This is a genomic window from Lipingzhangella halophila (assembly GCF_014203805.1).
Lineage (GTDB): Bacteria > Actinomycetota > Actinomycetes > Streptosporangiales > Streptosporangiaceae > Lipingzhangella > Lipingzhangella halophila.
This window is the reverse complement of sequence record NZ_JACHJT010000002.1, coordinates 207131-231551: the sequence shown is the minus strand read 5'-3', so window position 1 is coordinate 231551 and position 24421 is coordinate 207131. Positions and strand designations below refer to the sequence as shown.

At 71.2% G+C, this 24421-nt stretch carries 21 protein-coding genes; 7 read left to right on the top strand and 14 right to left on the bottom strand.

The features are described from left to right. The first annotated feature begins 554 nt into the window (after positions 1-554). From F4561_RS28070 to F4561_RS28060, 3 genes are read left to right on the top strand one after another with little or no spacing between them, the layout of a single operon-like run. Entirely contained in the window at positions 555-926 is a 372-nt protein-coding gene (locus F4561_RS28070) for a GntR family transcriptional regulator (protein WP_184584652.1), read from the top strand. Beyond that, the gene (locus F4561_RS28065; protein WP_184584650.1) at positions 923-1807 is read left to right on the top strand and encodes an ATP-binding cassette domain-containing protein; all 885 of its coding nucleotides are present in this window, start codon (positions 923-925) and stop codon (positions 1805-1807) included. Before F4561_RS28070 ends, F4561_RS28065 begins: the two co-directional genes overlap by 4 nt. After that, a complete protein-coding gene (locus F4561_RS28060) occupies positions 1804-2490 on the top strand; it encodes a hypothetical protein (protein ID WP_184584648.1) in 687 nt (228 codons plus the stop codon). The genes F4561_RS28065 and F4561_RS28060 overlap by 4 nt, the downstream gene beginning before the upstream one ends. Before the next feature lie 209 nt (positions 2491-2699). Here the strand turns inward: F4561_RS28060 and F4561_RS28055 are convergent, their stop codons facing one another. Further along, on the bottom strand, positions 2700-3548 hold the full coding sequence (locus F4561_RS28055) for a poly(ethylene terephthalate) hydrolase family protein (RefSeq protein WP_184584646.1): 849 nt from the start codon (positions 3546-3548) through the stop codon (positions 2700-2702). A 593-nt stretch (positions 3549-4141) separates the two neighbouring features. On the opposite strand from F4561_RS28055, the gene F4561_RS28050 reads away from it, so the two are divergent. Then, the gene (locus F4561_RS28050; protein WP_184584644.1) at positions 4142-5032 is read left to right on the top strand and encodes a universal stress protein; all 891 of its coding nucleotides are present in this window, start codon (positions 4142-4144) and stop codon (positions 5030-5032) included. A gap of 436 nt (positions 5033-5468) precedes the next feature. Here the strand turns inward: F4561_RS28050 and F4561_RS28045 are convergent, their stop codons facing one another. Together F4561_RS28045 and F4561_RS28040 are read right to left on the bottom strand one after the other, a co-directional pair. Further along, positions 5469-6635 carry a C45 family autoproteolytic acyltransferase/hydrolase gene (locus F4561_RS28045; protein ID WP_221446356.1) on the bottom strand — a complete coding sequence of 389 codons (1167 nt, stop codon included), beginning with the start codon at positions 6633-6635 and terminating at the stop codon, positions 5469-5471. Further along, positions 6619-7197, bottom strand: a complete 579-nt coding sequence (locus F4561_RS28040; protein ID WP_184584642.1) for a GNAT family N-acetyltransferase — start codon at positions 7195-7197, stop codon at positions 6619-6621. Before F4561_RS28040 ends, F4561_RS28045 begins: the two co-directional genes overlap by 17 nt. A gap of 117 nt (positions 7198-7314) precedes the next feature. On the opposite strand from F4561_RS28040, the gene F4561_RS28035 reads away from it, so the two are divergent. The 3 genes from F4561_RS28035 (at position 7315) to F4561_RS28025 (ending at position 10529) form a co-directional block, all read left to right on the top strand. Then, entirely contained in the window at positions 7315-8256 is a 942-nt protein-coding gene (locus tag F4561_RS28035) for a TetR/AcrR family transcriptional regulator C-terminal domain-containing protein (RefSeq protein WP_184584640.1), read from the top strand. 298 nt (positions 8257-8554) lie between these two features. Beyond that, positions 8555-9160, top strand: a complete 606-nt coding sequence (locus F4561_RS28030; protein ID WP_184584638.1) for a TetR/AcrR family transcriptional regulator — start codon at positions 8555-8557, stop codon at positions 9158-9160. A gap of 157 nt (positions 9161-9317) precedes the next feature. Further along, complete coding sequence (locus tag F4561_RS28025; protein WP_184584635.1) at positions 9318-10529, top strand: DUF418 domain-containing protein; 1212 nt, start codon at positions 9318-9320, stop codon at positions 10527-10529. Positions 10530-11539: 1010 nt separating this feature from the next. Here F4561_RS28025 and F4561_RS28020 read toward each other — a convergent pair. The 11 genes from F4561_RS28020 to F4561_RS27970 all read right to left on the bottom strand — a co-directional run bounded on the left by F4561_RS28020 (position 11540) and on the right by F4561_RS27970 (position 24341). After that, a complete protein-coding gene (locus tag F4561_RS28020; RefSeq protein WP_184584633.1) occupies positions 11540-11788 on the bottom strand; it encodes a hypothetical protein in 249 nt (82 codons plus the stop codon). 210 nt (positions 11789-11998) lie between these two features. Beyond that, complete coding sequence (locus F4561_RS28015) at positions 11999-12604, bottom strand: nuclear transport factor 2 family protein (RefSeq protein ID WP_184584631.1); 606 nt, start codon at positions 12602-12604, stop codon at positions 11999-12001. Positions 12605-12853: 249 nt separating this feature from the next. Further along, positions 12854-13783: a malate dehydrogenase gene (locus tag F4561_RS33845; protein WP_184584629.1), complete on the bottom strand. Its 930-nt coding sequence runs from the start codon at positions 13781-13783 to the stop codon at positions 12854-12856. A gap of 129 nt (positions 13784-13912) precedes the next feature. Then, positions 13913-15388 (bottom strand): rhamnulokinase, encoded by a 1476-nt coding sequence (locus F4561_RS28005; protein ID WP_184584627.1) that lies wholly within the window; start codon positions 15386-15388, stop codon positions 13913-13915. Positions 15389-15657: 269 nt separating this feature from the next. Further along, positions 15658-17718: a bifunctional aldolase/short-chain dehydrogenase gene (locus tag F4561_RS28000; protein ID WP_184584625.1), complete on the bottom strand. Its 2061-nt coding sequence runs from the start codon at positions 17716-17718 to the stop codon at positions 15658-15660. Positions 17719-17781: 63 nt separating this feature from the next. Next, a complete protein-coding gene (rhaI, locus tag F4561_RS27995; RefSeq protein WP_184584622.1) occupies positions 17782-18981 on the bottom strand; it encodes an L-rhamnose isomerase in 1200 nt (399 codons plus the stop codon). A 106-nt stretch (positions 18982-19087) separates the two neighbouring features. Then, complete coding sequence (locus F4561_RS27990) at positions 19088-19405, bottom strand: L-rhamnose mutarotase (RefSeq protein ID WP_184584620.1); 318 nt, start codon at positions 19403-19405, stop codon at positions 19088-19090. Between the two features lie 213 nt (positions 19406-19618). Beyond that, on the bottom strand, positions 19619-20686 hold the full coding sequence (gene rhaS, locus F4561_RS27985; RefSeq protein WP_184584618.1) for a rhamnose ABC transporter substrate-binding protein: 1068 nt from the start codon (positions 20684-20686) through the stop codon (positions 19619-19621). Next, on the bottom strand, positions 20679-21785 hold the full coding sequence (locus tag F4561_RS27980) for an ABC transporter permease (protein WP_184584616.1): 1107 nt from the start codon (positions 21783-21785) through the stop codon (positions 20679-20681). The genes rhaS and F4561_RS27980 overlap by 8 nt, the downstream gene beginning before the upstream one ends. After that, complete coding sequence (locus F4561_RS27975) at positions 21775-22824, bottom strand: ABC transporter permease (RefSeq protein ID WP_184584615.1); 1050 nt, start codon at positions 22822-22824, stop codon at positions 21775-21777. The genes F4561_RS27980 and F4561_RS27975 overlap by 11 nt, the downstream gene beginning before the upstream one ends. Continuing rightward, positions 22821-24341, bottom strand: a complete 1521-nt coding sequence (locus F4561_RS27970) for a sugar ABC transporter ATP-binding protein (protein ID WP_184584613.1) — start codon at positions 24339-24341, stop codon at positions 22821-22823. The genes F4561_RS27975 and F4561_RS27970 overlap by 4 nt, the downstream gene beginning before the upstream one ends. Between the last annotated feature and the right edge of the window lie 80 nt (positions 24342-24421).

The following is a 24421-nucleotide window of genomic DNA, read 5'->3' as shown; positions in this document are numbered from 1 at the left end:
GGTCCGCGCGGCACCGAAGGCGACCGTGCGGACATGTTCGGCGCCGAGAATGTCCCCATAGTCACCCTCGATACGCCCCAGCACCGCAAACGACGCCACGGACACCCCCACTGGGTCCCACCACCGGCCTTCGCCGCCCCCCGTTGGCCGCGTCACCATCGGGCACCCGCACCGACCGCCGCGGGCTGGCCCACCCACCGTCCTCGCTGCCTCGTTGGAGGCCGTACCTCCGGGCACCCGCACCGACCGCCGCGGGCTGGCCCACCCACCGTCCTCGCTGCCTCGTTGGAGGCCGTACCTCCGGACACCCGCACCGACCGCCGCGAGCCGGCCCACCCGCCGCCTTCGTTGCTGCTTTCGTCGCACGCGTCACCACCGGGCACCCGTACCGCCACACACCCACCCCGACCATCCGGCGCCTTCGCTGATGCCGTTCGCGCGGGATGGGCGGATCGCGGTCCACCGCGGAACAGCGGCCCCGCACGCTCAACGAGAGCTTGCTACTTCGCTGGTTTTGTGGTTCATTAGATAAGTAATGAACCCAAGGAGCTCACATGTTCGATGAGCACAGTCCGATCTACCGGCAGATCGCGGACGCGATCCGCGCCGACGTGCTCAGCGGCGCGCTGCAGGAGGACGAGCGGATCATGTCGACCAACCAGTACGCCGCGCACTACCGGATCAATCCGGCGACCGCGGCCAAGGCGTTCCAGGACCTCGTGGACGAGGGGGTGCTGTACAAGCGGCGGGGCCTGGGGATGTTCGTGCATCCCAAGGCGCGCGAGAAGCTGCGCGACCAGCACCGCGCGCGGTTCTTCAGTGATGTCGTCGACCCGATGGTGACCGAGGCCCGGGCTATCGGGGTACCGCTGGACGACGTCATCGCGCGCGTGGCGGAACTCAGGGACAGGAGCGAGAACCGATGAGCCCGACCATCTCCACCGAGGACCTGCGGCTGCGTTACCGGAACACGACCGCGCTGGACGGGGTCACCCTGAGTCTCGACGGCCCGGGAATCTACGGGCTGATCGGGCGCAACGGGTCCGGCAAGACCAGCCTGATGTCGGTGCTGGCCGGCTTCCGCCGGGCAACCGGCGGCGCCGTGCGGGTCAACGACCAGCCCGTCTTCGAGAACCCCCGGGTCACCCCGCAGATCTGCCTGATCCGCGGCGGTGGCGACACCGTCGAGTACGACTTCCGCAGCCGGGTCAAGGACGCGTTGCGGCTCGCCGCGGACCTGCGGCCCAACTGGGACGCCGACTACGCCGGTGAGCTGGTGCGGCAGTTCGGGATCAGCCAGCGCAAGAGGGTGGGGCACCTGTCCACCGGGCAGCGTTCCGCGCTGGCGAGCGTCCTCGGGCTGGCCTCCCGGGCCCCGGTCACCCTCCTCGACGAGACCTACCTCGGCATGGACGCGCCCACCCGCTACGCCTTCTACGACGAGGTGCTCCGGGACTTCATGGCGCACCCGCGGATGCTGGTCATCTCCTCGCACCTGGTCGACGAGCTGAGCCCGCTCCTTGAACGGGTCGTCCTGATCGACCAGGGACAGCTTCTGCTGAACGAGGACGCCGAGACGCTGCGCGGGCGCGGAGCGGCGGTCAGCGGGCCCGCCGACGAGGTCGCGGACTTCGTGTCGGGGCGCACCGTTCTCAACGAGCGGCGGCTCGGCCGGAGCGCCTCCGTGGTCGTGTACGGCGAGCTCACCGAGTCCGAGCGCGTCCGCGCCAAGGAGTCCGGGCTGGACCTGGAACCGGTCCCGCTGCAGGACCTCTTCGTTCATCTCACCGGAGGGGAGACCCGATGATCACCGACCCCATAGCCCGCAGAGCGGCACGCCGCCTCATCGGCGGGTACGCCTTCCTCGCGCTCCTCGGCGTCGCGGCCGTGTTCCTGTTCTCCCTGGGGGTCACCGCCAGCGTGAACGTCTTCCAGGGGCCGATCGAGGTGAGCGGCTGGGGGGAGGTGCACCTCGCCGTCAGAGGGCTCGCCGTGGGAACCGGCGTCTTCATGTGCACGCTGACGCTGCCCCAGCACATCGCGCACGGGCGTACCCGCCGCGAGTTCGCCGTCCACCTGCCGGTGGGTATCCTCGTGCTGGCCCTCGTGCTGGGGGCGGCATCCACCGCGGGGTTCGCGCTGGAGCTGCCGATCTACCGGCTGATGGGCTGGCCACAGGAGTTCTCCAACAGCGGAGGGCTGTACACCGCGGCCGACCAGTACCCGCTGATCGCGCTGGAGAACTGGCTGGTGCTGCCGACCTGGCTCGCCGCGGGAGCCCTGATCGGCGCGGGACTCACCCGGTCGGCCATCCTCGGGGTCGCGCTGATGCCCGTTGGGGGCATCCTCATCTGGGCGGTCCATGGCGCGCTCCGGTCGAGTGACCTCGCCGTGCCGATGGTCCTGACCTGCCTCGGCGTGTTCCTGCTGACCATGGTGCTGACCTGGGCGGTGGTTCGCGACCTGCCACTGCGCTCCCGAACCCACTGACCCGCCTCGGGGGAGTGCCGGAGGACGGCTGGTGCGCCCCCGAGCGGTCCCCGCCGCCCGCGCCGCGTTTGCCCGCGGCGCGGGCGGTTCCGCGCGCACGTGGCGGCGCGGGCCCGGCCGGGCCCGCGCCGCTCTCTCGTGGGCGGCCGCCTCCGGGGTCGGCGGTCGCCGGTCTGCCGCGCCGCAGCGGGGAGACGTTCCGGAAGGGGTTAACCGAGGTTGCGCTGCTGCACGTCCTCCCATTCGCTGTTGCACAGGCCGCAGTCGCTGCCGACGAACTCGCTACGGGCGGTATCGTCGCCCTTGAGCTGCCACTTCAGCCATTCGGAGCCGACCCGGCCGTACTCGCCGCCGTTGGGCTCTTCGAAGGTGCCGTAGTGCCCCACGTCGAGGCTGGCGAAGAAGGCGGGCAGGTCCTGGGGGATGTCGTCCCAGTCGTCCTCGGCGTTTCCGTGCGCGATGTCGCCCTCACCGCCGGTGAAGTAGGCGATGGGGGTGTGCAGGTCGTCGAGCAGGTCCTGGTCGAACGGGCTCAGCAGCCCGCTGTTCCAGAGGGCGGTGGCGGTCACCCGGTCGTCAGCGGCCGCCTCGTAGGCTTCGATGCCACCGCACGACTGCCCCATCACCGCGATGTTGTCGGTGTCGAGGTGGCCCGAGTACTCGCTCCAGCTTTGGTCGTTCTCGTCGACCGCCCAGTCGATGGCCTCGGTGAGCATGTCGGCGTCGGTGGAGCCGCTGCCGCCGGGCTCACCGTTCGCGATGACCAGGAACCCGTGCGAGGCGAACTCGGTGAGGATGTTCTCGAACCACGTCCCGTCGGCCCGGCACGCGCCGTTGCCCCAGACGACGATCGGAAGCTGCTCGTCATCGGGGAGCGTCTGGGGACGGTAGATCGTGTGGTCGCGCAGGTCCCACTCGGTGGTGTACTCGGCGGTGTAGGGGCCGGTCCCGCCGGTCTGCGCGTGCGCCACCCCCGCGGTCGCGGGCACCAGCGCGCCGGCAGCCACCAGGCCGAGGGCGACCGTGCATATTCGGCTAGCAAGTCGGCGTAATCTCATGTCGCTTCTCCTCGTAATTCGGGGGAGCAGAGCGGATCCGTGCGCGTGCGTGGATCCGCCCCAGGTTCGCGCCATTTCTGGAACGGTCGCAGCGAATATGACGACCGTCAATCAGTGCATTGTGGAAATAGGTAGTTTCACCGATACGAACCCGCATTCGTGCCGGAGTGGCCGCAAGAATCACGTACGACCAGGGAACAAGGAGGATTTGGCGTAGTCAGCGGGGTTGCGAGGGCGCTCCGTTGGCCGGAACAGGATTCCCTTACCAGCGCGACCGATGCTTTCCTGACGTGAACGCCGGGCCGGTGCGTGCCTGTACCGGGAAGAGCTGTACTTCGCACCCCCGCGTGGGATCGGTGAGCGGAAATTCCGGTGGCGGGAATGCGTGGACAGCGTTGCCGCGCCGGTCGGGCGCCTAATCCGGACATGCCCCTCGCGGATCTTTGGTGCGGCCCGGGAGGTGGCGAGACTGGTTACTGACCCGGCTTTCGCCGACACCAGCGGTCAGGCGCGTTCGAACCCGCGCACGGTCTTGGCCACCTGGCCCCACTCGAATCCGACACCTGTACGGGCACGGTCCCTGGAGGCCAACAATGACAGCGAAACCTACCGTGCGTAGGTGGCCCATCGTCGTCGGTGTGGATGGCTCCGATGCCGACACGGCCGCCATGGAGTGGGCGGCCGGTGAGGCGGTTCGCAGGAGAGCGGCGCTGCGCCTGGTGCACGCGCAGGAACTCCCACCCTGGCTCGCGCGCGACCCGCGGCTGCGCGAACGGATCACCGAGAGCGCCACGGAGCGCACGGAGGAGCTGTTCCAGCGGGCCAGGGGCCTAGCCCACGCGCGCGACCCCGAGCTGGTCGTCGGGAGCCAGCTCGAATGGGGGTCGGCGGCGGGGGCGCTGCTGAACGCCGCGCACGAGGCGGTACTGGTGGTCATGGGCGCTGCCACGAGCGAGGACCAGCACCACATCTCGCTGCGCCCGGTCGCGAGCCACGTGGCGGCGCACGCGCCCTGCCCTGTTGTTGTGGCGCGCGATCCCGCGGGAAGCTCCGCGGGAGGCAGTGTCATCGTGGGCGTCGACGGCTCGCGCGTCTCCGAGCAGGCCGTGGAGTTCGCCTTCGAGGAGGCCGACTACCGCGGAACCGGCGTGGTCGCGCTGATGGCCTGGGGCCCCGAGCCCGCCGCCTGGCCGATGATGCCGGAGGGTGCCGATCCCCAGCACGACCTCGCCGCGGCCACGCTCGCGGAGTCGGTGGCCGGGATGCGGGAGCGCTACCCGGACGTGCCGCTCGAACAGCGGGTCGTGCCCAGTCACCCGGTGCGCGGGTTCCTTGACGCCGCGCCCGAGGCGGCCCTCCTGGTCGTGGGGTCGCACGGACACGGCTGGTTTCCGGGACTGCTGCTCGGCTCGGTGAGCAACGCGCTTATCCGCCGCTCGCCTGTGCCGCTCGCTGTCGTGCGTGCTCCCGGCCACCGGAGCTGAGCGGCTAGTGGTACTTCGTCGGGTGCCTGAGGTTCGTGGGGCTGGGAGATGGGGCGCCCGTCCTTGCTGCCGCGTTCGGCGCGGTTGGCGGCCTGGTCGGTCTTCTCGGGAACCACGGCCGTGATCCTGCGCCGGCGCAGGTAGGCGCGATTGGCCAGGGACGGGTACGCCTTGTCGGCGGTGGCCGCCTCTGGTCGGGTGCGTGGTCGACCGACCGACCGACCGACCGACCGGGCCGCGGACCGTGACCGTGTCCGGTACGGGGATGAACCGGGGGCTGTCGGCTGCCTGCCCGTGGCTGACCTCCACGAACAACGGACGCCAGCGCCGGTCCACCGCCAGGTGGGCCTTGCTGGTCAGTCCACCGCGGGAGCGGCCCCGGCGCCCCACAGGAAGGCCACCACGGCGGCGACCTCCCGCGGCGCGCCGGATGCGGTCACCGGGTGGCGGAGAACGTGCCCTCGTCGCTGAGGCGCAGCCCGCCGTCGGGGTCGTCACCGAGGTAGAACCGGGTCGACATGGTCCGCGCGGCCGGGTCGGCGACCGTGCGCCAGAGGGTGCGCACGGGGTAGGCCTCGGCCGCGCGGGCGTCGAAGGCGACCTCCCGCAGGGTGGTTTCCAGGTCGTCCGGGGACATCGGCCCGCCGGCGGTGCGCTTGGCCAGGGCAGCGTAGCGCCGGTAGGTCCCCATGGTCTCCACGTTGTCCTCGGGCAGGGTGCTGGGGTCGGAGTACCTGTGCAGGTAGTGGTTCGTCGCGCAGACCGCCCCCTCGGTCTCGATGATATGTTCGACACCGTTGCGGCCGCGCTCCCACACGAAGCCGCTCCCGGCCGCGTCGGCCACCACGTAGTGCAGCGGCATCCCCCCGTCGTACTGTTTCGCACCGAGCAGCGCCTGCTTGGCCTCGTCGGCAGTGGTCGCGGTCTCCAGCACGAACTGGGGCAGTTGGAGGACGTCCAGCCCGACCTGCGGCCGCTGGTCGGGGATCGCCGACGACTCGGCGTCGGCGATCAGCAGGGCCACCGTCAGCCCGGCCTCATTGACGCCTTCCATGCAGCCGTCCAGCGTGTCCATCGTGAGGACGACGGTCGCCAACCCCTCGTCCGGGCGGGTGGTGATGACGTAGGGGCGCGAGCACATCGCCGGCTCGCTCGCCGACGCCGGCGTGGTCGCCGACGGGGGGTGTCCCGACGCCATCATCGCGAAGAGCTCACGCTGGCTGAGGGTGAAGAAGTCGTAGTTGCGGCCCAGCCGGCCCCGTCCGTCGGAGGCCATGTCCGGCGGGCACCACACCGCCGAGCAGGCGGACCCCTCAGGCGGCCCGGACAGGCCGTCCAACTGCACCGCGTCCGGATCCACGCCGAGCATCTCCGCCACGGCGGCCATGCGGGCGGCGTACTGCGGCCAGTTGCGCTCGAACCAGGTGCGTCGCGCTCGCGCCACGACCGGGTCCGCCGCCGGTTGCGGCCGCCACCCGTAGGCGCGGCGCGCCTCCTCGGCCAGGGCACGGCCGATATCGGCATGGCTGCCCGACACGGTCAGGTGGTTCACGGTCATGAAGTCGTCCGGGCCACCGGCGACCATGCTAGGGGTGTTCAACACGATACTGCCTCCACATCGGGGTGATCTGCGGGCCGTCGGGCAGGCGGATCGGCGGGGCCTGCTCGACGAACCCATGGCGTTGGTACAGGGCGCGGTTACGATCCGACGTTGCTTCCAGGTACGCGCCGACTCCCTGGGCGTCGCACTGCCGCAGCCCGTGGCTCAGCAGCGCACCGCCCACACCGGTCCCTCGGGCCGCCGACGTCACTCCGATGAACGGCAGGTACCGGTGCGGCCCGTCGGGGTGGCGCTCGTCCAGGAGGGCTCCCAAGGTGGCGAGGCGCGGGGCGGCCTCGCCGAAGACGTCGAACGCCTCGGCCTCCCCCTCGCCGCCGTCGGTGGGCGGACCCGTCAGCCACACCGCCACGCCCGCGTCCCCGGCGAGGGTGACCGTGCCGCTGGCCAGCGCCTGGTCCACGTAGTAGCCGAATAGATACGGAGCGAGGGCGGCCCGCCGCTCGGCTTCGGGGAAGAGCCAACTCCAGACGGGGTCCTCCGAGAACGCCCGCACCAGCACGCTGACCGCACGCTCGGCGTCGGCGGCTCCGGCGGTTCGCAGCATCACGCCCTCCGTTGCTTATCCGGTTACGCTTACACAGTATTTCTCTAGTAAAAAGCAGGGAATACGCCACTAGTGCACTATTTTTTGAGTCCGGACCGTACTAGTGCAGGAGTTTCGATGGCCGACCCGCCTCCATACATGCGGATCGTGGACGACGTCCGCCGCCGCATAGCCGACGGCACACTGGCTCCGGGCGACCGGGTGCCCTCGACCCGGCAGCTCACCCGGGACTGGGGAGTCGCGATGGCCACGGCCACCAAGGCGCTGGCCACACTGCGGCAGGAAGGGCTGGTGCGCGCCGTCCGCGGGATGGGCACCGTGGTGGCACCGCCCGCCCGGTCCACTCCAGGAGCACCGCCACCCCGCGCCCCCCGATCGACGCCGGGCGGGACAACGACGAGCGCACCTTTGACGCAGGACCGTGTGGTGCGTGCCGCGGTCCGCATCGCCGACGCCGAGAGCACCGGCGCGCTGACCATGCGCCGGATCGCCACCGATTGCGGAGTGGCGGCGATGTCGCTGTACCGCCACGTGCCCGACAAGGACACGCTGCTGGCGATGATGGCCGATGCGGTGTTCGTGGCGAATCCGCTGCCGGAACCCGCCCCGCCGGGATGGCGCGCCTCGCTGGAGGCGGCGGCCCGGCTGGAGTGGCGGATGTACCGGCAGCACCTGTGGCTGGCTCAGGTGGTCTCCTTCACCCGGCCGGTGCTGATGCCCGCGGCGATGGACCACACCGAGTGGATGATGCGCGCGGTCGACGGTCTCGGAATCGACCCCGTGACCATGATCCGCATCGTCATCATGATCTCCAACCACGTCCGGGCCAGCGCGATGCTCCTGAGCGCGGAGTACGAGGCCGAGTTGGACAGTGGGGTCACGGCCGAGCAGTGGCGGCAGTCGGCCGCCTCGACCGTGCGGGAGCTCTTCGCCTCGGGGCGCTACCCACTGCTTGCCTCGCTGGACACGGTGTCTGAGGGCGCCCCGGACCCCGAGTCGGTCTTCGAGTTCGGGTTGCGCCGGCTGCTCGACGGGCTGGAGGCCATCATCCCGCGCTGACGTCCCCGCGGGGTGTCGGCCCGGCGGCCCGCCCCGCGCCCTGGACCGCTGTGCGGCGCGAGAACGTTCAGGACCGCCGCCGCTGATCCGGCCTAGCGTGCCGGGCAGGACGACAACCCGTGCACCGCTGGCGTGTCCCCGGTGCGCGACGGAGTGGGACCCGGCCGGTCGCGGACTCCTCGCGGCCGACTCCGCGGTCGAGGGTTGTTGGGCCGTGGGCCTTTCTGTGGCCGGCCCCGGCCGGTCCCGGCCGGTCGTGGACCCTTGGGCAATAAAAATATGCTGATAATATTTTTATATGCCACGCACAGCAGACCATGACGAGCGCAGGCGGCAGGTCGCCGAGGCACTGCTGCGTGCGGTCGCCGCCCGCGGACTGGCGCGCACCACCCTCATCGATGTCGCCGACGAGGCGGGCACGTCGGTCGGGCTGGTGCAGCGGTACTTCCGCAGCAAGTCCGACCTCCTGCGCTTCGGTGTCGAGTACCTCTACGAGCGAGCCGAGGAGCGGATCGCCGAGGTGGAGTTGGTCCCGCCGGTGCGGTCCGTGCTGTACCGGGTAACGGAGACCCTCCTGCCGCTCGACGACGAGCGGCGCACCGAGCTGGCGGTGTGGCTGGAGTTCGTCCCGGCCACGCTGACCGACCCGGAGATGTCGCGGATCCACCGGGACACCACGCGCCGCCTCGTCGACGGGATCGCCGGGGGGATCACCAGTGCCCAGAAACACGGCGAGCTTTCCACCGGGGTCGACGCCCGCGCCGAAGCCGCGGCGCTCGTCGCGTTCGTGGACGGGTTGACCATGCACCACATCGCCACCGCGGAGATCTTCGATACCGGCATGATCCGCGATGCGCTGCACCGCTTCATCGACCAGCTCTTCGCCCGGGACGGGCGTTCGTGATGGGGGCGGCACGGGCGCGCGCCACAGGAAAACCGCGAGGGGAGAGCGCGGCCGGCGCGTACCCGGAGCCGGCACCGACCCGCACCCCGCCACCGGCCCGGCACTAGGGGCCGGCCGAACGAACCCGCCCGCGCGGCCACCAGAGAAGGAGCGCACCATGACCAGTCCCGCGTCCCTGGGCGCGAGAGAGGCGACGCCGCAGCCGGCCCAGCGGCTGGAGCTGCTCGACGTGCTGCGCGGCGTCGCGATCCTGGGGACCCTGGCCACGAACGTGTGGCTGTTCACCGCGCCCGGGGCTGAGGCCAGCGTCCTCTTCGGAGCGGACGTGGGCCCGCCCGCGAAGGCCGTACTCGCCGACCCGAGCGCCGCGGCCGTGGCGGAGTCCGCGTTCCGCTTCGCGGCCAACGGCAAGTTCCTGGCGCTGCTCACCCTGCTGTTCGGGGTCGGGCTGGCTATCCAGTTCGAGTCGGCCGCCCGCCGCGGGGAGCGCTGGCCGGGCCGCTACCTGTGGCGGGCGCTGTTCCTGCTGTTCGAGGGGATCGTGCACTTCACCCTCATCTTCGCCTGGGACGTGCTGATGGGCTACGCCGCCGTGGCGCTGCTCGTCGCCTGGCTGCTGACCCGGTCCCGGCGCGCCCAGGCGGTCGTGATGTGGGTGCAGGCGACACTGCACGTGCTGGTCATGTCGGTGCTGACCGCAGGCCTGGTCGTGGCGGCGGAACCGGCCAGCCGGGTACCCGCGGAGGTGATCCGGCTGTACGCGGAGGGCTCCTACCTCGACCAGGTGGCGTTCCGGCTCGCGAACGCCGCCGCGCTCCGCATCGAACCGGTACTCACGTTCGGCCTCATGGTCTTTTTGTTCCTCCTCGGTGTCCGGCTCTTCCGCGCCGGCGCGTTTGCGTCCGACGACAATGGGCGCCGGATCCGAGGCCGTCTGCTGCGGTGGGGACTGGGTGCGGGGGTGCCGCTGAACATCGCGACGACCCTGGCCGGCCCCGACTACTTCCTGGTGGACCGGTACGTGGCGGCACCCATCGTGGCGGTCGGGCTCATTGGGCTCATTGGTGTGCTGGTCGACCGGGCGGGTGGCTCCGGCCGGCTCGTCCGGAGCATGTCCGCCCTCGGACGGATGGCGTTGAGCGGGTACGTTACGCAGAACCTGATCTGCATGCTGGTCTGCTACGGATTCGGGCTCGGGCTGGCCAGCCGCCTGGCGGGAACCGGGCCGTGGTGGGTGCTGGGCCTGTGGGCGGCGGTGTGCACCTTCATGCTGGTGGCGGCGTCGCTGTGGCTGCGATGGTTCCGGCAGGGCCCGGCCGAGGCGCTGCAGAAGGCGGTGGTCTCCCGGATTCCCAGCCGGAGGGCGTGACCCGCCCCCCGCGTGTCGGCGGCGTGCCCGGGAGGTCCGCGGGAACGCCAGAGGCCACCCGGAGCAACCCGGGCGGCCTCTGGCGCGCACAGGTCTAGGCCCTGTTTTTCGAACCAAGTGGCCGTCTGGGTCGAGGGCCGCTGGGGTTCTGGAGGGTCCGGAGGTGGGGCGTCCGCGAGTGGCGGAGCCGTTTGGGCGGCACACCGGAGGTGCCCGAAGGTTCCCGGCCTCCGGGGCGCCTGACCCGGTGAGCGGCAGTGAGCCCAAAAACCGGGTCGGGGGCCGCTGGGGTTCTGGAGGGTCCGGAGGTGGGGCGTCCGCGAGTGGCGGAGCCGTTTGGGCGGCACACCGGAGGTGCCCGAAGGTTCCCGGCCTCCGGGGCGCCCGACCCGGTGAGCGGCAGCGAGCCCAAAAACACTGCCGAGATCGGTGATGTGGGTGGGTGGTGCGGTGCCCGGCGGGGCGGCGAGGACGGTGGTGGGCCGGCCCCTGGGTGATCGGTTCGGGTGCCCGGGGGTTGTGGCGCCCGACGATCGGGGGTCTGGCCCGTGGCTGGGGCCCATCGGTCGTGGCTGTGGGGCCAGACTTCGGGGGAAACACGGCGAAACGGGCGGGTGTGGGTGCGGGGTCCGCGGCGAGGGTGTCCGTGGGGACATGTTCAGCGACGAGAATGTCCTCGCGGTCACTCTCGCTGCGGCCCATCGCCGAGAACGTCCGCACAGTCATCCTCGATGCGCGCCCCGCCGCCGGACGGGAGCACTGGCGCCCGCAAAGGCACGGTTCCCGCAGGGCCGGCGCCTTCGCTGCCCTCGTCACGCGCGCAACTATCGGGCACCCGTAGCGATCATCCGGGGGCCGGGCCACTCGCCGTCCTCGCCGCCCTCGTTAGGCGCCCCACCACCCACCCACATCACCGATCTAGCGGGCCGCGGACTGGTCAGCGCCCCTCAGCCGGTCCAGCCGCTGTTACGCGCTGGGCGGAGCCGGCGGGCCCGGGTCTCGACCGGTCGTCACGACGCGTCCGGCCGTCCCCTGTTACCCGGGCCTTGGGGGCCGCTCTCCAGCGACCCCGTCTTGGCGTCCTGCACCCTCTCGCTGTCCGGCGTTCCCGCGCTGTCCTGGAACGCCAACCCCATGGCGACGGCGAGACCGATCCCCACTGCGATCCCGGCGAGGACGCTGCCCATCGATATCCCGACCGCAAAGCCCATTGCCACACCGATGAACGCTCCGAACCAGGATCCGGGCCGGCTCCACATGGTGCACTCCCTGAATTCGCTGAATCCTGCCGCGCTTCCTCCATAGGACGCCCGCGACAGCGCAGTGGTTCGGAATCCGTGTGTGGCCGGATCCGGCCCGGATGTCCGGCAAGGTCGGGACAGTGAACGCCGCAGCCGGCGACGGGGTGCACAGCGTCCCCTCGGCCTTGGCCAGGCGAGCGCGGCCCGGCGCCGACCTGCTACCTGTTCCTACCTGTTCGCCAGCCAGTCGGCTCCCCTGCGGTAGAGATCCTCGACCTCGGGGCCGGTCAACTGCGGCATCGTGGTCTTCACCTGGAATCCGAGGCCCGTCTGCAGGTAGGCGAGGTGCCGGTAGCCCTCGGGGAAGCGCGAGAGTCGCTCCGCGTCGAGCCCGATCCGCGCGGCGGGGTCGACCGGGTCGATGCGGTCCTTCTCGTAGACCGGTTGGCGCAGCACCAGCCCCCAGCGGCCGCCGCGCGACTCGAAGAAGTCGTAGAACCGGCCGGTGCACACCACGTCGCAGAGCACCCCGTGCACCTCGGCGCGCTGCGAGATCGTCATCTTGGTCTGCGCGATCGCCCGGCTGCCCGCGACGTCGACGCTCGATCCGCCGAGGAAGTGCAGGATGTGCACGCCGCGCCGCCAGCCCTGGCGGTTCGCCTCGATGAAGTCCTGGTACGGCCCCTGGAACCAGGTGGCCTGCATTTCGCCGTCCGGGTGCCAGACGGTGGCGAACCGCTCCCAGTCGCCCGCGTCGCGCCACACGGCCCAGCACTCCACCAGCTCGCGGATCTCGGTCCGGGCCAGCCGGTCGGCTTCGGAGCTTTCGGTCATTGCGGGGACTCCCGGTACTCGACGTCTTGTGGTGGGCCGCGCACGCGCCCGGGTCCGGCTGGACCGGTGATGTGGGCGGGGGTTGGGTTCCCGACGAGGGCAGCGGCCGATCTTGCGGGCTCCGTTCTTCCGAGCTCAACCGCGCCCCCGGCAACACACCTCCAACCTACGAAGCCATGTTGCAACAGACCCTAGAAACCAGGGCGCTACAAAGGAACGGAACGCTCAAGATCGGCGATACTGGCGCTGTCAGGCGAGCGTGTCGTCCAGGCTGGCCACGGCGTCGTCCACGCGTGCCGCGGCCTGTTCCATCGCGTGCCGCCTCTCGGCGCCGATGTCCCATTCGAGTACGTGGGCGCCCGCGCGGTCGAGCGTGACGGGCACGCCGAGGCTGACCCCGTTCACGCCGTACTCGCCGTCCAGGACCACCGAGGCGGGAACGGGAGCCTCGGAGCCCGCCGCGAGCGCCCCGACCATTCGGGCGGCGCCCAGGCCGGTGGTCCACGTCGATGTGCGCCCGGAGTCGAGGGCGACATGCCGGGTGTACCAGGTGCCGGTGTAGGCCTCGACCGCCGCGCGCTGCGCCTCGGTCAGCGATACCGGTTCGCCCGCCACCCTGACCCGGTCGTACAGCGGAACCTGCCCGTCGCCGTGCTCGCCGAGCACCCAGGCGTCCACCTCGCGGGGATGCGCGCCGAGCGTCTGCGCGATACCGGTGCGCAGCCGGAGGCTGTCGTTGAGGGTGTAGCCCAGAAGCTGGTGCCGGGGCAGCCACCCCTGCCGGTGCGCCCAGGTGACCAGTGGGTCGACCGGGTTGGTCAGCAGCAGCACGACTCCCTGGAACGCGGCGGTGCCCAGCGGTTCGAGGACGTCGCGCACAATGCGGGCGTTGTCGGCGAGGAACACCATGCGGGAGGTGTTGAGGCGCAACGGGACAGCCGCGCTGACCACGACGACGTCCGCGTCGAGCGCGTCCTCAGCGGTCCCGCCGCGCACCGTGGAGGCGGTGGCGCCCAGCGCCTCCGCGTTCTCCAGGTCCATCGAGTGGCTCGTGATCATGTTCGGCCTGGTGTCGACCAGCACGACCTCGTAGCCCGCATGGTCCGCCGGACCGCAGAGCAGGTTGAACGCGGTGGACGAGCCGGTTCCGCCGGCCCCTCCGGTGATTACGATCTTCACCTACCTGGCACTTCCTCTCGGTCGCCTCGGGACCCCGCGTGGGCCTTCCCCCGATGTGTTCCCGGACAGCTCTGCTCCACCTCAGCGGATCTCGTGCTGTCGGGCAACCCCCGCCGACACGGTTCGCGGTCATCCCGGGTGGCCCGCGCCGATCCGGTCCGCCGCGGCGCGCCACGCGGCCTCGTTGCCCCGCGGCTCGTAACGGCGCGTGGGCTGCGTCGCCGCCACCAGGGCGCGCATCTGAGCACGATCGCGCACCAGGCCGGCGGCCCGCGCCTGCACCAGCACGTTGCCGATCGCGGTGGCCTCGGTCGGTCCGGCCACCACCGGCAGGCCGAGGGCGTCCGCGGTGAGCTGGCACAGCAGTGTGTTGTGCGCGCCCCCGCCGACCAGGTGCACGATCCCCAGGTCCCGCCCGGACAGTTCGGCGGCCCGGCGCAGGGTCGTGCGGTGCGCCAGGGCGAGGCTCTCCAGTACGCAGCGCACCAGCGCGCCCCGGCTCTCGGGGACGGGCTGGCCGGTCTCCCGGCAGTACGCGGCGATGCGCGCGGGCATGTCGCCCGGCTCCAGGAAGCGCTGGTCACTGGCATCGACGAGCGCGGTGAACGCCTCCGCCTCGGCGGCAGCGGCCAGCAGATCGGGCAGTGCGTCGGCGTCGAGCCCCCAGGTCCGCAGGGTCTCCTGGAGCAACCACAGTCCCATGATGTTGCGCAGGAACCGGGTCGTACCGTCCAGCCCCAGCTCGTTGGTGAAGTTGGCGGAGCGCGCCGCGGGGGTCAGTACTGGCGCGGCCAGCTCCAGCCCGGCCAGGGACCAGGTGCCGCACGAGATGTAGCCGAAGTCGGGACGCGTCGCCGGCACCCCGATCACCGCCGAGGCGGTGTCGTGTGAGGCGACCGCCGTGACCGCGGTGCCGGCGGCCGCGCCGGTTTGCCCCGCGAAGTCCGGCAGGACCGCTCCGATGCGCTGCCCCGGCCATCGCAGGGGCGGCAGGATCCCCGGGTCGATGCCGACCTCGGCGGCGAGACGCGGCGACCATGTGTGGGCCGTTGCGTCCAGCAGTCCGGTGGTGGAGGCGTTGGTGGCCTCCGCCCCCACCTCACCGGTGAGCCAGTAGCAGACCAGATCCGGGATCAGCAGTAGCCTCCGCGCGGCCGACAGGGTCTGGGGCGCGGCGCTACTGGCGGCGGCGAGCTGGAAGAGGGTGGTGAACGGCAGGTACTGCAGGCCGTTGACGGAGTACAGCTCGGCGAAGCCCAGACGCTTTGTGACCGCGGGCGCCACCGCGTCGGTACGGGGGTCGCGGTGGTGATGCGGGAGGCCGAGCATGCCGCCGTTCTCGTCGAGCAGGCCGTAGTCGATCGCCCACGAGTCGACACCGACGGAGGTGATCTCCCGGCCATCGGCCACCTGTCCCAGACCGCGCAGGATCTCCGCGTACAGGGCCGGCATGTTCCAGTTCAGCCCGCCGCCGAGTGGCAGTGGTTCGTTGGCGAAGCGGTGCGCGACGTCCAGGGTCAGCTTGTCGCCACCGATGCGGCCCACGACGACGCGTCCGCTGGACGCGCCGAGGTCCACCGCGGCGAAGGAGTGCTGCTCGCTCATTGGTCCTCATCTGGGGGCCGGGACGGTGCGGGGGCCACCCGCGGGGGTTGCGGCAATGGGGCGAAGCTCATCCGGGGGTTGCGGCAATGGGGCGAAGTGAGCGCAGCGAGCGAGCCAGCTTGCCGCCGAGCGCACGGTGTACCGTTCGCTCCGCGGCAAGCTGGCACCCCTCTCGCTTCGCTCGCGGTGTGCCCCATTGCCGCACCCCACCCCCGCGTGGCTCTCATTGCCGCAGCAGGGGATGGTGGGGTGGGAGTCCATGGCATTCCCTAGCGCAGGAACGCCGCTGCTACGCCCGCGTCGACGGGGATGTGCGCTCCGGTGGTGTGCGTGAGGTCGCCGGCGGTCAGCGTGAACACGGCGTTGGCCACGTGCTCGGGAAGTACCTCGCGCTTGAGCAGGGTGCGCTGGGCGTAGAACTCGCCGAGTTGTTCCTCGGGCACCCCGTAGACCGCGGCGCGCTGCGCGCCCCAGCCGCCAGCGAAGATCCCGGAACCGCGCACCACCGCGTCGGGATTCACCCCGTTGACCCGGATGCCGTGCTCTCCCAGCTCGGCGGCGAGGAGCCGGACCTGGTGCGCCTGGTCGGCCTTGGTTGCCCCGTAGGCGATGTTGTTCGGTCCGGCGACGACCCCGTTCTTGCTGGCGACGTAGACGATGTCACCGCCCATGCCCTGCTCGGTCATGATCCGCGCCGCCTCCTTGGCAACCAGGAACGATCCGCGCGCCATTACGCCGTGCTGCAGGTCCCAGTCGGCGGCGCTCGTCTCCAGCAGCGGCTTGGAGATGGACAGCCCAGCGTTGTTGACGACCAGGTCGACCCCGCCGAACGCGAGCACGGTCGCGCGCAGCGCCGCCGCGATCTGCTCCTCGTCGGTGACGTCCACCGGGGCCGGGACCGCGACGTCGGGCCCGCCGAGGTCCGCCGCGACTTTCGCGGCGGCGTCTCTGTCGCGGTCCGCGACAGCGACGCAGGCGCCCTCGGCGGCGAGCCGCTCGGCGGTGGCCCTGCCGATCCCGGAGGCCGCCCCGGTGACGAACGCGACGCGGGTGGCCAGGGGCTTGGGCTTGGGCATGCGCTGTAGCTTGGCCTCCTCCAGTGCCCAGTACTCGATCCGGAACTTCTCCGCCTCGTCGATCGGGGCGTAGCTGGAGATGGTCTCCGCGCCACGCATCACGTTGATGGCGTTGCCATAGAACTCCGCGGCGACCCGCGCGGTCTGCTTGTTCCGCCCGAAGGAGAACATGCCGACCCCCGGCACCAGGACGATCGCCGGATCGGCACCGCGCATGGCCGGCGAGTCGGGCGCGGCGTGCCGCTCGTAGTAGGCCCGGTAGTCCTCCCGGTAAGCGGCGTGCAGCTCCCGAAGCCGGGCGATCGTCTCGTCCAGGGGCGCGGTGGGTGGCAGGTCGAGCACCAGCGGGCGGACCTTGGTGCGCAGGAAGTGGTCCGGGCACGAGGTGCCCAGGGCCGCCAGGCGGGGGTGCTCGGCCCGGGACACGAAGTCCAGCACGTCCTCGGTGTCGGTGTAGTGGCCCACCTGCGGGCTGTCGGTGGCGGCCAGTGAGCGGACGGTGGGGAGCAGGGCGGCGGCGCGGGCGTGCCGCTCCCGGCTGGGAAGCGGCTCGTAGCCCGGGACGACCGCCCCGAACGGGCTGTCCTGGCGGGTCGCGCCGTGTGTGGCGGGGTAGTCCGCGATGAACCGTTCCGCGGTGCGGATGATCTCCAGCGAGTTCGCCTCGCACTCCGCGGCGGTGTCCCCCCACGCGGTGATCCCGTGCCCGCCCAGGATCACTCCGATGGCCTGGGGGTTCGCCGCCTTGATCGCGGCGATGTCCAGCCCGAGCTGGAAGCCGGGGCGGCGCCAGGGCACCCATACGACGCGGTCACCGAAACACTCGCGGGTACGTTCCTCGCCGTCGGCGGCGCAGGCCAGCGCGATACCGGAGTCCGGATGCAGGTGGTCCACGTGCGCGGAGTCAACGAGGCCGTGCATGGCGGTGTCGATAGAAGGGGCCGCGCCGCCCGGGCCGTGCAGGCAGTAGTCGAGCGCGGCGACCATCTCGTCCTCCCGCTCCACGCCGGGGTAGACGTCCGGGAGCGCCCGCATCCGGTCCATACGCAGCACGGCGAGCCCGGACTCGCGCAGCGTGCCCAGGTCGCCCCCGGACCCCTTGACCCACATCAGCTCCACGGGGGAGCCGGTGACCGGGTCGGTCCCGGTGCCCTTCGCTGAGGCGTTGCCGCCCGCGTAGTTGGTGTTGCGCGGATCGGAGCCGAGCCGGTGGGATCGTTCCAGCAGTGCGGCGACCTCGGGGTGGGGTGCCATGGGTGCGTTGTCCTTCCCTGGTGACGGTGGTTCGGTGGGTTGGGGAGGGCCATGCGGTTGGGGTTATGCGCCCCAGCCGGCCTGCTGGCCGCCGACGCGCTCGGCGGCGATCCGCTGGCCGTACCCGGAATCGGCGTAGGCCGCCATGGGATCGGGGCCGAGACCGTTCTCCTGCCGCAGCTCGGCCAGCATGGGCCGCACGTCGGTGTTGTAGGCGTCCATGAGCACCGCGTTGGCGCCGAGCACGTCACCCGACCGCTGCGCGGCGGCCAGCGCCTCGGCGTCCACCAGCAGCGCCTTGGCGGTGGCCTCCTGGACGTTGAGCACCGAGCGGATCTGGCCCGGGATCTTGGGCTCGATGTTGTGGCACTGGTCGAGCATGAACACCACGCCGGAGTCGGCGTCGTAGCCGCCGCCGCGGATGACCTCGTACATGATCCGGAAGAGCTGGAACGGGTCGGCTGCGCCGACCATCAGGTCGTCGTCGGCGTAGAAGCGGGAGTTGAAGTCGAAGCTGCCCAGTTTCCCCTCGCGCAGCAGGAACGCCACGATGAACTCGATGTTGGTGTGCGGGGCGTGGTGCCCGGTGTCCACGCACACCTTGGCTCTGTCGCCCAGCCGCAGGCAGTGCGCGTAGGAGGTCCCCCAGTCGGGGACGTCGGTGGTGTAGAAGGACGGCTCGAAGAGCTTGTACTCCAGCTGGATTCGCTGGTTGGGACCCAGCCGCGCGTACACCTCGTCCAGGGCCTCGGCCAGGCGGTCCTGGCGGGCGCGGATGTCGTCCTGGCCGGGGTAGTTGGTGCCGTCGGCGAACCACAGCTTCAGGTCCCGCGAGCCCGTGGCGTCCATGACGTCGACGCACTCCAGCAGGTGGTCGGTGGCCTTGCGCCGCACCCGCGGGTCGGGGTTGGTGACGCTGCCGAGCTTATAGTCGTCGTCCTGGAAGACGTTGGCGTTGATGGTGCCGATGCGCACCCCCGCCGCGCGGGCGTGGTCGGCCAGTGTGCCGTAGTCATCCACCCGGTCCCATGGGATGTGCAGCGCGACGCTGGGGGCCAGGCCCGTGAAGCGGTGCACCTGCGCCGCGTCGTCGATCTTCTCCTCGGCGGTGCGCGGCACGCCGGGCTGGCCGAACACTTTGAACCGGGTGCCGCTGTTGGCGAACGCCCACGAGGGCAGTTCGATCTCCTGGCGGGACAGTGCGGCCTTCGCGGTCTCCTGGGCGCCGGCGGTGCTTGTGGCGGGGGTGTTGGCGGTGGCCATTGGCAGTCCTATCCGCGTCTCGTAGGTGAGGGCGCGCCGATCTCGAGGTTTCCGGCCCTACTCGCGCTCCGGAAGGAACGGAATCCTCAAGATCGGCCCGATAGCCCTAGTCCAGGTGGAATATCTCGGTCAGCGGGAGCATGTCCTCGTCGGGCCGGCCTTCGAGCTCTTCGAAGTAGGGCGCCATCTCCGCCTGCCATCGGGCGTTGACCTCGGTGCGGGCCATCGCGGCGCGGGCCGCCTCGAAGTCCTCGGTCTCCAGGTAGCCGACCACCAACCCGTTGTCGTCGCAGAAGAGCGAGTAGTTGTGCCACCCGGCGGCTTCCAGGGCGGCCCGCATCTCCGGCCACACCTCGGCGTGCCGCTCGCGGTACTCGGCGAGCCGGTCCTGGCGGACCTTGAGGAGGAAGCAGACGCGCTGCATGATCGGCGCTCCTTGCTGGGGAAGGGGGGCGGGCCCGGTTGGGGCCCGCCCCCGGCCGGCTGGATCGGTTACGCGGGCGAGTGGTGGGCGCCCGACGGCAGGCATTCCGTGTCGAGCCTGACCGTGGGGACATATTCGTCGCCGGGAGTGTCCGCGCGGACACTCCCGATGCCGTCCCCGAGGGGCGCCGCACCACGTACCCGCGTCACCGGTCTAGAAGTCGTAGTCGTCGATGTTGTCCTCGTTGAAGACGGTGGGCGGGCCCAGGACGACCTCGCCGTCCGCCTCGACCTCGTACTCGCCGAGATCGCCGGCCTCGAAGGTCTGGCCCTCCTCGCCGGTGATCTGCCCGGCCGAGAGCGCGCCGCCCGCGTAGCCGGCCAGGTAGGCCATGTCCGCGGGGTCCCACAGCGCGAACTCCTCGACGGTGCCGTCGTTGATGTACTCGCGCATCTGGTTGGGCAGGCCCAGGCCGGTGAGGGCGACCTCGCCCTGGTACTCGGACTCGCTGAGGTAGCGCGCGGCGGCCGCGATACCGACGGTGGTCGGCGAGATCACGCCGTCGAGGTCCGGGTGCGACTGCATCAGGCCCTGCATCTCCTCGAAGGAGTCCTGGTCGTCGTCGTTGCCGTACACCGTGTCGACGATCTCGAGGCCGGAGTACTCCTCCGACTCCGCGAGCTTCTCCATCTCCTCGATCCACGCGTTCTGGTTGGTGGCGTTGGGAGTGGCGGAGAGGATCGCGACCTCGCCTTCGCCGTCGATCTGCTCGGCCATCAGCTCGATCTGGGTCTCGGCGATCATCTCGGTGGAGGACTGGTTGATGAACAGGTCGCGGCAGTTGGTGTCGGAGTCGTAGGCGACCACGATCGTGCCCTGCCCTTGGGCCTCGGTGATCGCCGGGCAGACGGCCTCGGGGTCGTTCGCCGCGATCACGAGCACGTCGGCGCCCTGCTGGCTGACCGTGTTGATGTAGCTGACCTGGGAATCAGCGGTGGCCTCGGAGGGGCCGACCTCTTCGAAGGCGCCGTCGAGCTCCTCGACCGCGGTCTCGCCGCCGCTGTTGGCGTAGGTCATGTACGGGTTGTTGATCTGCTTGGGCACGTAGCTGAACGCGAGGTCGGCGGGGATCTCCGCGTCCGGGTCGGCCTCGTCGGCCACCGCGGATGTCGACTCCTCCTCGGTGTCCCCGCGGGTGGTGCCACCGCACGCGGCGAGCAGGAGTAGTAGCGCCGCTGCCGCGCTGGCGGCCGCTCCGCGACGCCAGATCGTCTCAGGCATGGGGTCCTCCGGTGTGTTGTTCGGTGCGGGGCTTTGTCGGGGTGCGGGTGGTTGCGTGTCGGGTTCGGGAGCGCCGGGTGCGGTGCTCCCGAACCCGGTCGGCGAGGTTGGGCGCGACGACGGAGACGATCAGCAGCAGGCCGGTGACGGCGACGAGCGCCTCCTCGGGCACTCTGGCCAGGCGCAGGGCGTTGCTGATGCTGCCGAACAGCAGCACCCCCGCGATGACGCCGGGCAGGCTGCCGCGGCCACCGAAGATGGAGACCCCGCCCAGGAGGACCGCCGCGACCACGGAGAGTTCCAACGCGAAGGCGTTGTCCGCGCGGGCGCTGCCGTAGCGCAGCGTCCAGTAGATCCCGGCCAGTGCCGCGACCGTGCCGGTGAGGACGAACATCCACAGCTTGACCCAGCGCACCGACATCCCGGCGAACCGCGCTGCTTCGGGGTTGGCCCCCACCGCGTACAGCCCGCGGCCGATCGGGGTCGCGTGCAGCAGCACCCCGAACGCGGCGGCGAGCACCAGCAGGACGAGCCCGATCCACGGGATCTCGGTGCCGGGGACGCGACCGGTGATGACGGTGGTCCAGCTGAGCGGGAAGTCGGTGACCGCGCGGTCGCCCAGAACGACGTAGGCCAACCCCCGGTAGGCCGCCATCGTGCCGATGGTCACGGCCAGGGACGGCAACCCGGCCACGGTGACCAGGACGCCGTTGACAGCGCCGAGGCACGCGCCCATGAGCAGGCACAGCGGGATGATCGTCTCCAGCGGCAGTCCCATCGTCCACAAGTGCCCCATGACGGCGCTGGTCAGACCGAGCGTGCTGGCCACCGAGAGGTCGATCTCGGCGGTGATGACGACCAGCGTCATCGGAAGCGCGATCATGGCGATCGCGGCGACATCGAGCAGCAGGTAGCCCGCGTTGCGCGAGGTGGCGAAGCTGTCGACCAGCAGGCTCGCGGTCAGGACCGCGACCACCAGGGCGCCGATGACGGTTGCCTCGCGGGTGCGCAGCAGCGAGCCCAGAGTGGCCGCGAACGGCTCCCGGCCAATGGCGCCGTCCGGCGCGGTGGGCTCGGCGGTTCCGGAGCTAGCCGCCATGCTGCCTCCCTTCCCGAAGCCGGCGCGCGGTGCGGACCGCCAGCAGCTTGTCCAGACCGATCGCGAGCAGGATGAGCAGGCCCACAACGGCCTGCTGCCAGAACTGGTTGATCTGCAGCACCGGCAGTGCCGAGCCGATGGTGCTCAGCAGCACGGCACCCAGAGCGGCGCCGTACACGGTGCCGCTGCCGCCGAAGATCGCGACGCCGCCGACCACGGTGGCGGCCACCACCTGCAGCTCCATCCCGGTTCCCACGGTGGCGTCGACCGAGCCGAAGCGGGCCGCGTACAGCACGCCGGCCAGCCCGGCGAGGGAGCCGTTCAGTACGAACGCGCCGAAGATCCGGCGGTCCACCGGGATGCCCGACAGCCGGGCCGCTGCCGGCTGGGAGCCGATCGCGTACAGTTCGCGCCCGCTGCGGTAGGAGTACAGGTAGTGGCCGGCGACCAGGACCACGGCCAGCGCCACGAGCGCCGGGACCGGGATGCCCAGCACGCTCTGCCGGCCGATACCGAGGAACGCCGCGGGCAGGTCGGCGGCGTCCACCCGGCTGCCGGAGGCCCACCAGAAGTCGATCCCCCGGAAGACGTACAGCGTGCCGAGGGTGACCACGAGTGCCGGCACCCGCGCCACGGCGACCAGCGCACCGTTGACCACGCCGCACACCGCCCCCAGGGTGATGCCGACCGCGATCCCGACCACGATCGGCACGCCCGGGAACGCCGTGAGGAACGACGCCACGGCGAACGCCGAGAGCCCCAGTACCGAGCCGACCGACAGGTCGACGTTGCGGGTGACGATAACGGTGCCCTGGCCCACCGCGAGGATGGTGAGCAGGGTCGCGCCGAGAAGGATGTCCTGCACGCTCTGCTGGGACAGGAACAGTGGGTTGTATAGCCAGGTGACGACGACCAGTGTGCCGATGGCGAGCAGCAGGCCCAGCTCGCGTGCCATCCGGGTGCGCCGCTTGGCTGTGCCGTTGCCGTTGCGGGCGGGCGCCGGGTCGGGAGTGTGGGTGCCGCCGGTGCCGCCGGTCATGCGACTGCCTCGTGCTGGCCCGTTGCGGCGTACATGACGGACTCCTCGCTCGCCTCGGCGCGCGGCAGCTCCGCGGTCATCCGCCCTTCGTGCATCACGAGCACCCGGTCGGCCATGCCGAGCACCTCCGGCAGCTCACTGGAGACCATGACGACCGCCATCCCGTCGGCGGCCAGCTCGGACAGCAACCGGTGCACCTCGGCCTTGGTGCCGACGTCGATTCCGCGGGTCGGCTCGTCGATGAGCAGCACCCGCGGCCCGGTCGCCAGCCACTTGGCCAGGACGAGCTTCTGCTGGTTGCCGCCGGAGAGCGTGGCGACCGCGTCGCTGAGGCGCGCGGCCTTCACCCGGAGCCGTTCGGCCCAGGTGCGGGTCGCGGCCCGCTCGGCGGACCGCGTCAGCAGACCGAGGCGGCTGAGCGCCCATCGCCGGGTCAGGGTCGCGTTGCGCTCCACAGAGAGGTCCATCACCAGGCCCTGCTGCCGGCGGTCCTCGGGTACCAGCGCGAGGCCGGCGCGCATGGCCGCCGCGGGCCGGCCGCGGGGGAGGGCCTGCCCGGCGACCCGGACCGTGCCGGAGTCGTAGCGGTCGACACCGAACACGGCGCGCACGACCTCGCTGCGTCCGGCACCCACGAGCCCGGCCAGCGCCACGATCTCGCCGGCCCGTACGGAGAAGGACACGTCCCCGAACGCCTTGGCCCGGGTCAGCCCGTCGATCTCCAGCAGTACCTCGCCCGGCGCGACCTCCTGCTTCGGGAACAGGGTGGTGACCTCCCGGCCGACCATGCGCCGCACCACCGTGTCGGTGTCGAGCTCGGCTGTTGGGGCGTGGGCGACGAACGCGCCGTCGCGCATGATCGTGAGCTCGTCGCTCAGCGCGAAGATCTCGGTGAAGCGGTGCGAGATGAACAGGATGGCGGCGCCGTTGTCGCGCAGCGAGCGCGTCACCGCGAACAGGCGCTCGACCTCGACACCGGACAACGCGGCGGTGGGCTCGTCCATCACCAGCACCCGGGCGTCGCGGGACAGGGCCTTGGCGATCTCGATGAGCTGCTGGTCGGCGATGGACAGCCCGCTGGCCGGGCGGTCCGGGTCGATTCGCACGCCCAGGCGCGCGAACAGCTCCTCGGTGCGCGTCCGCATGGTCGCGTAGTCGATGCGGCGCCCGCGGGCGAGCGGTTGGCGGCCCATGAAGATGTTCTCGGCCACCGACAGGTCGGGGAAGAGCGTGGGTTCCTGGTAGATCACGGCCACGCCGGCGTTCTGGGCGTCGGCCGGGCTGGTGAGTTCGACCCGCGCGCCGTCGATCTCCACGTGCCCCGCGTCCGGGGCGTGCACCCCCGCGATCGTCTTGACGACCGTGGACTTGCCGGCCCCGTTCTCGCCGACGAGCGCGTGGATCCGGCCCGGGCGCAGGTCCATGGACAGTCCGCGCAGGGCGTGGACCGCGCCGAAGGACTTGGCGACGTCGACCAGTGCCAGCGTCGGTGGTTCCGGTGGCGGGCGCTGAGCCATGGCAACCCCTCTGTAAAACGATCTAATATGCGGTTGAACGTAAGCTGGGTCACAACGGCATGTCAAGGACTTGGCCAAGT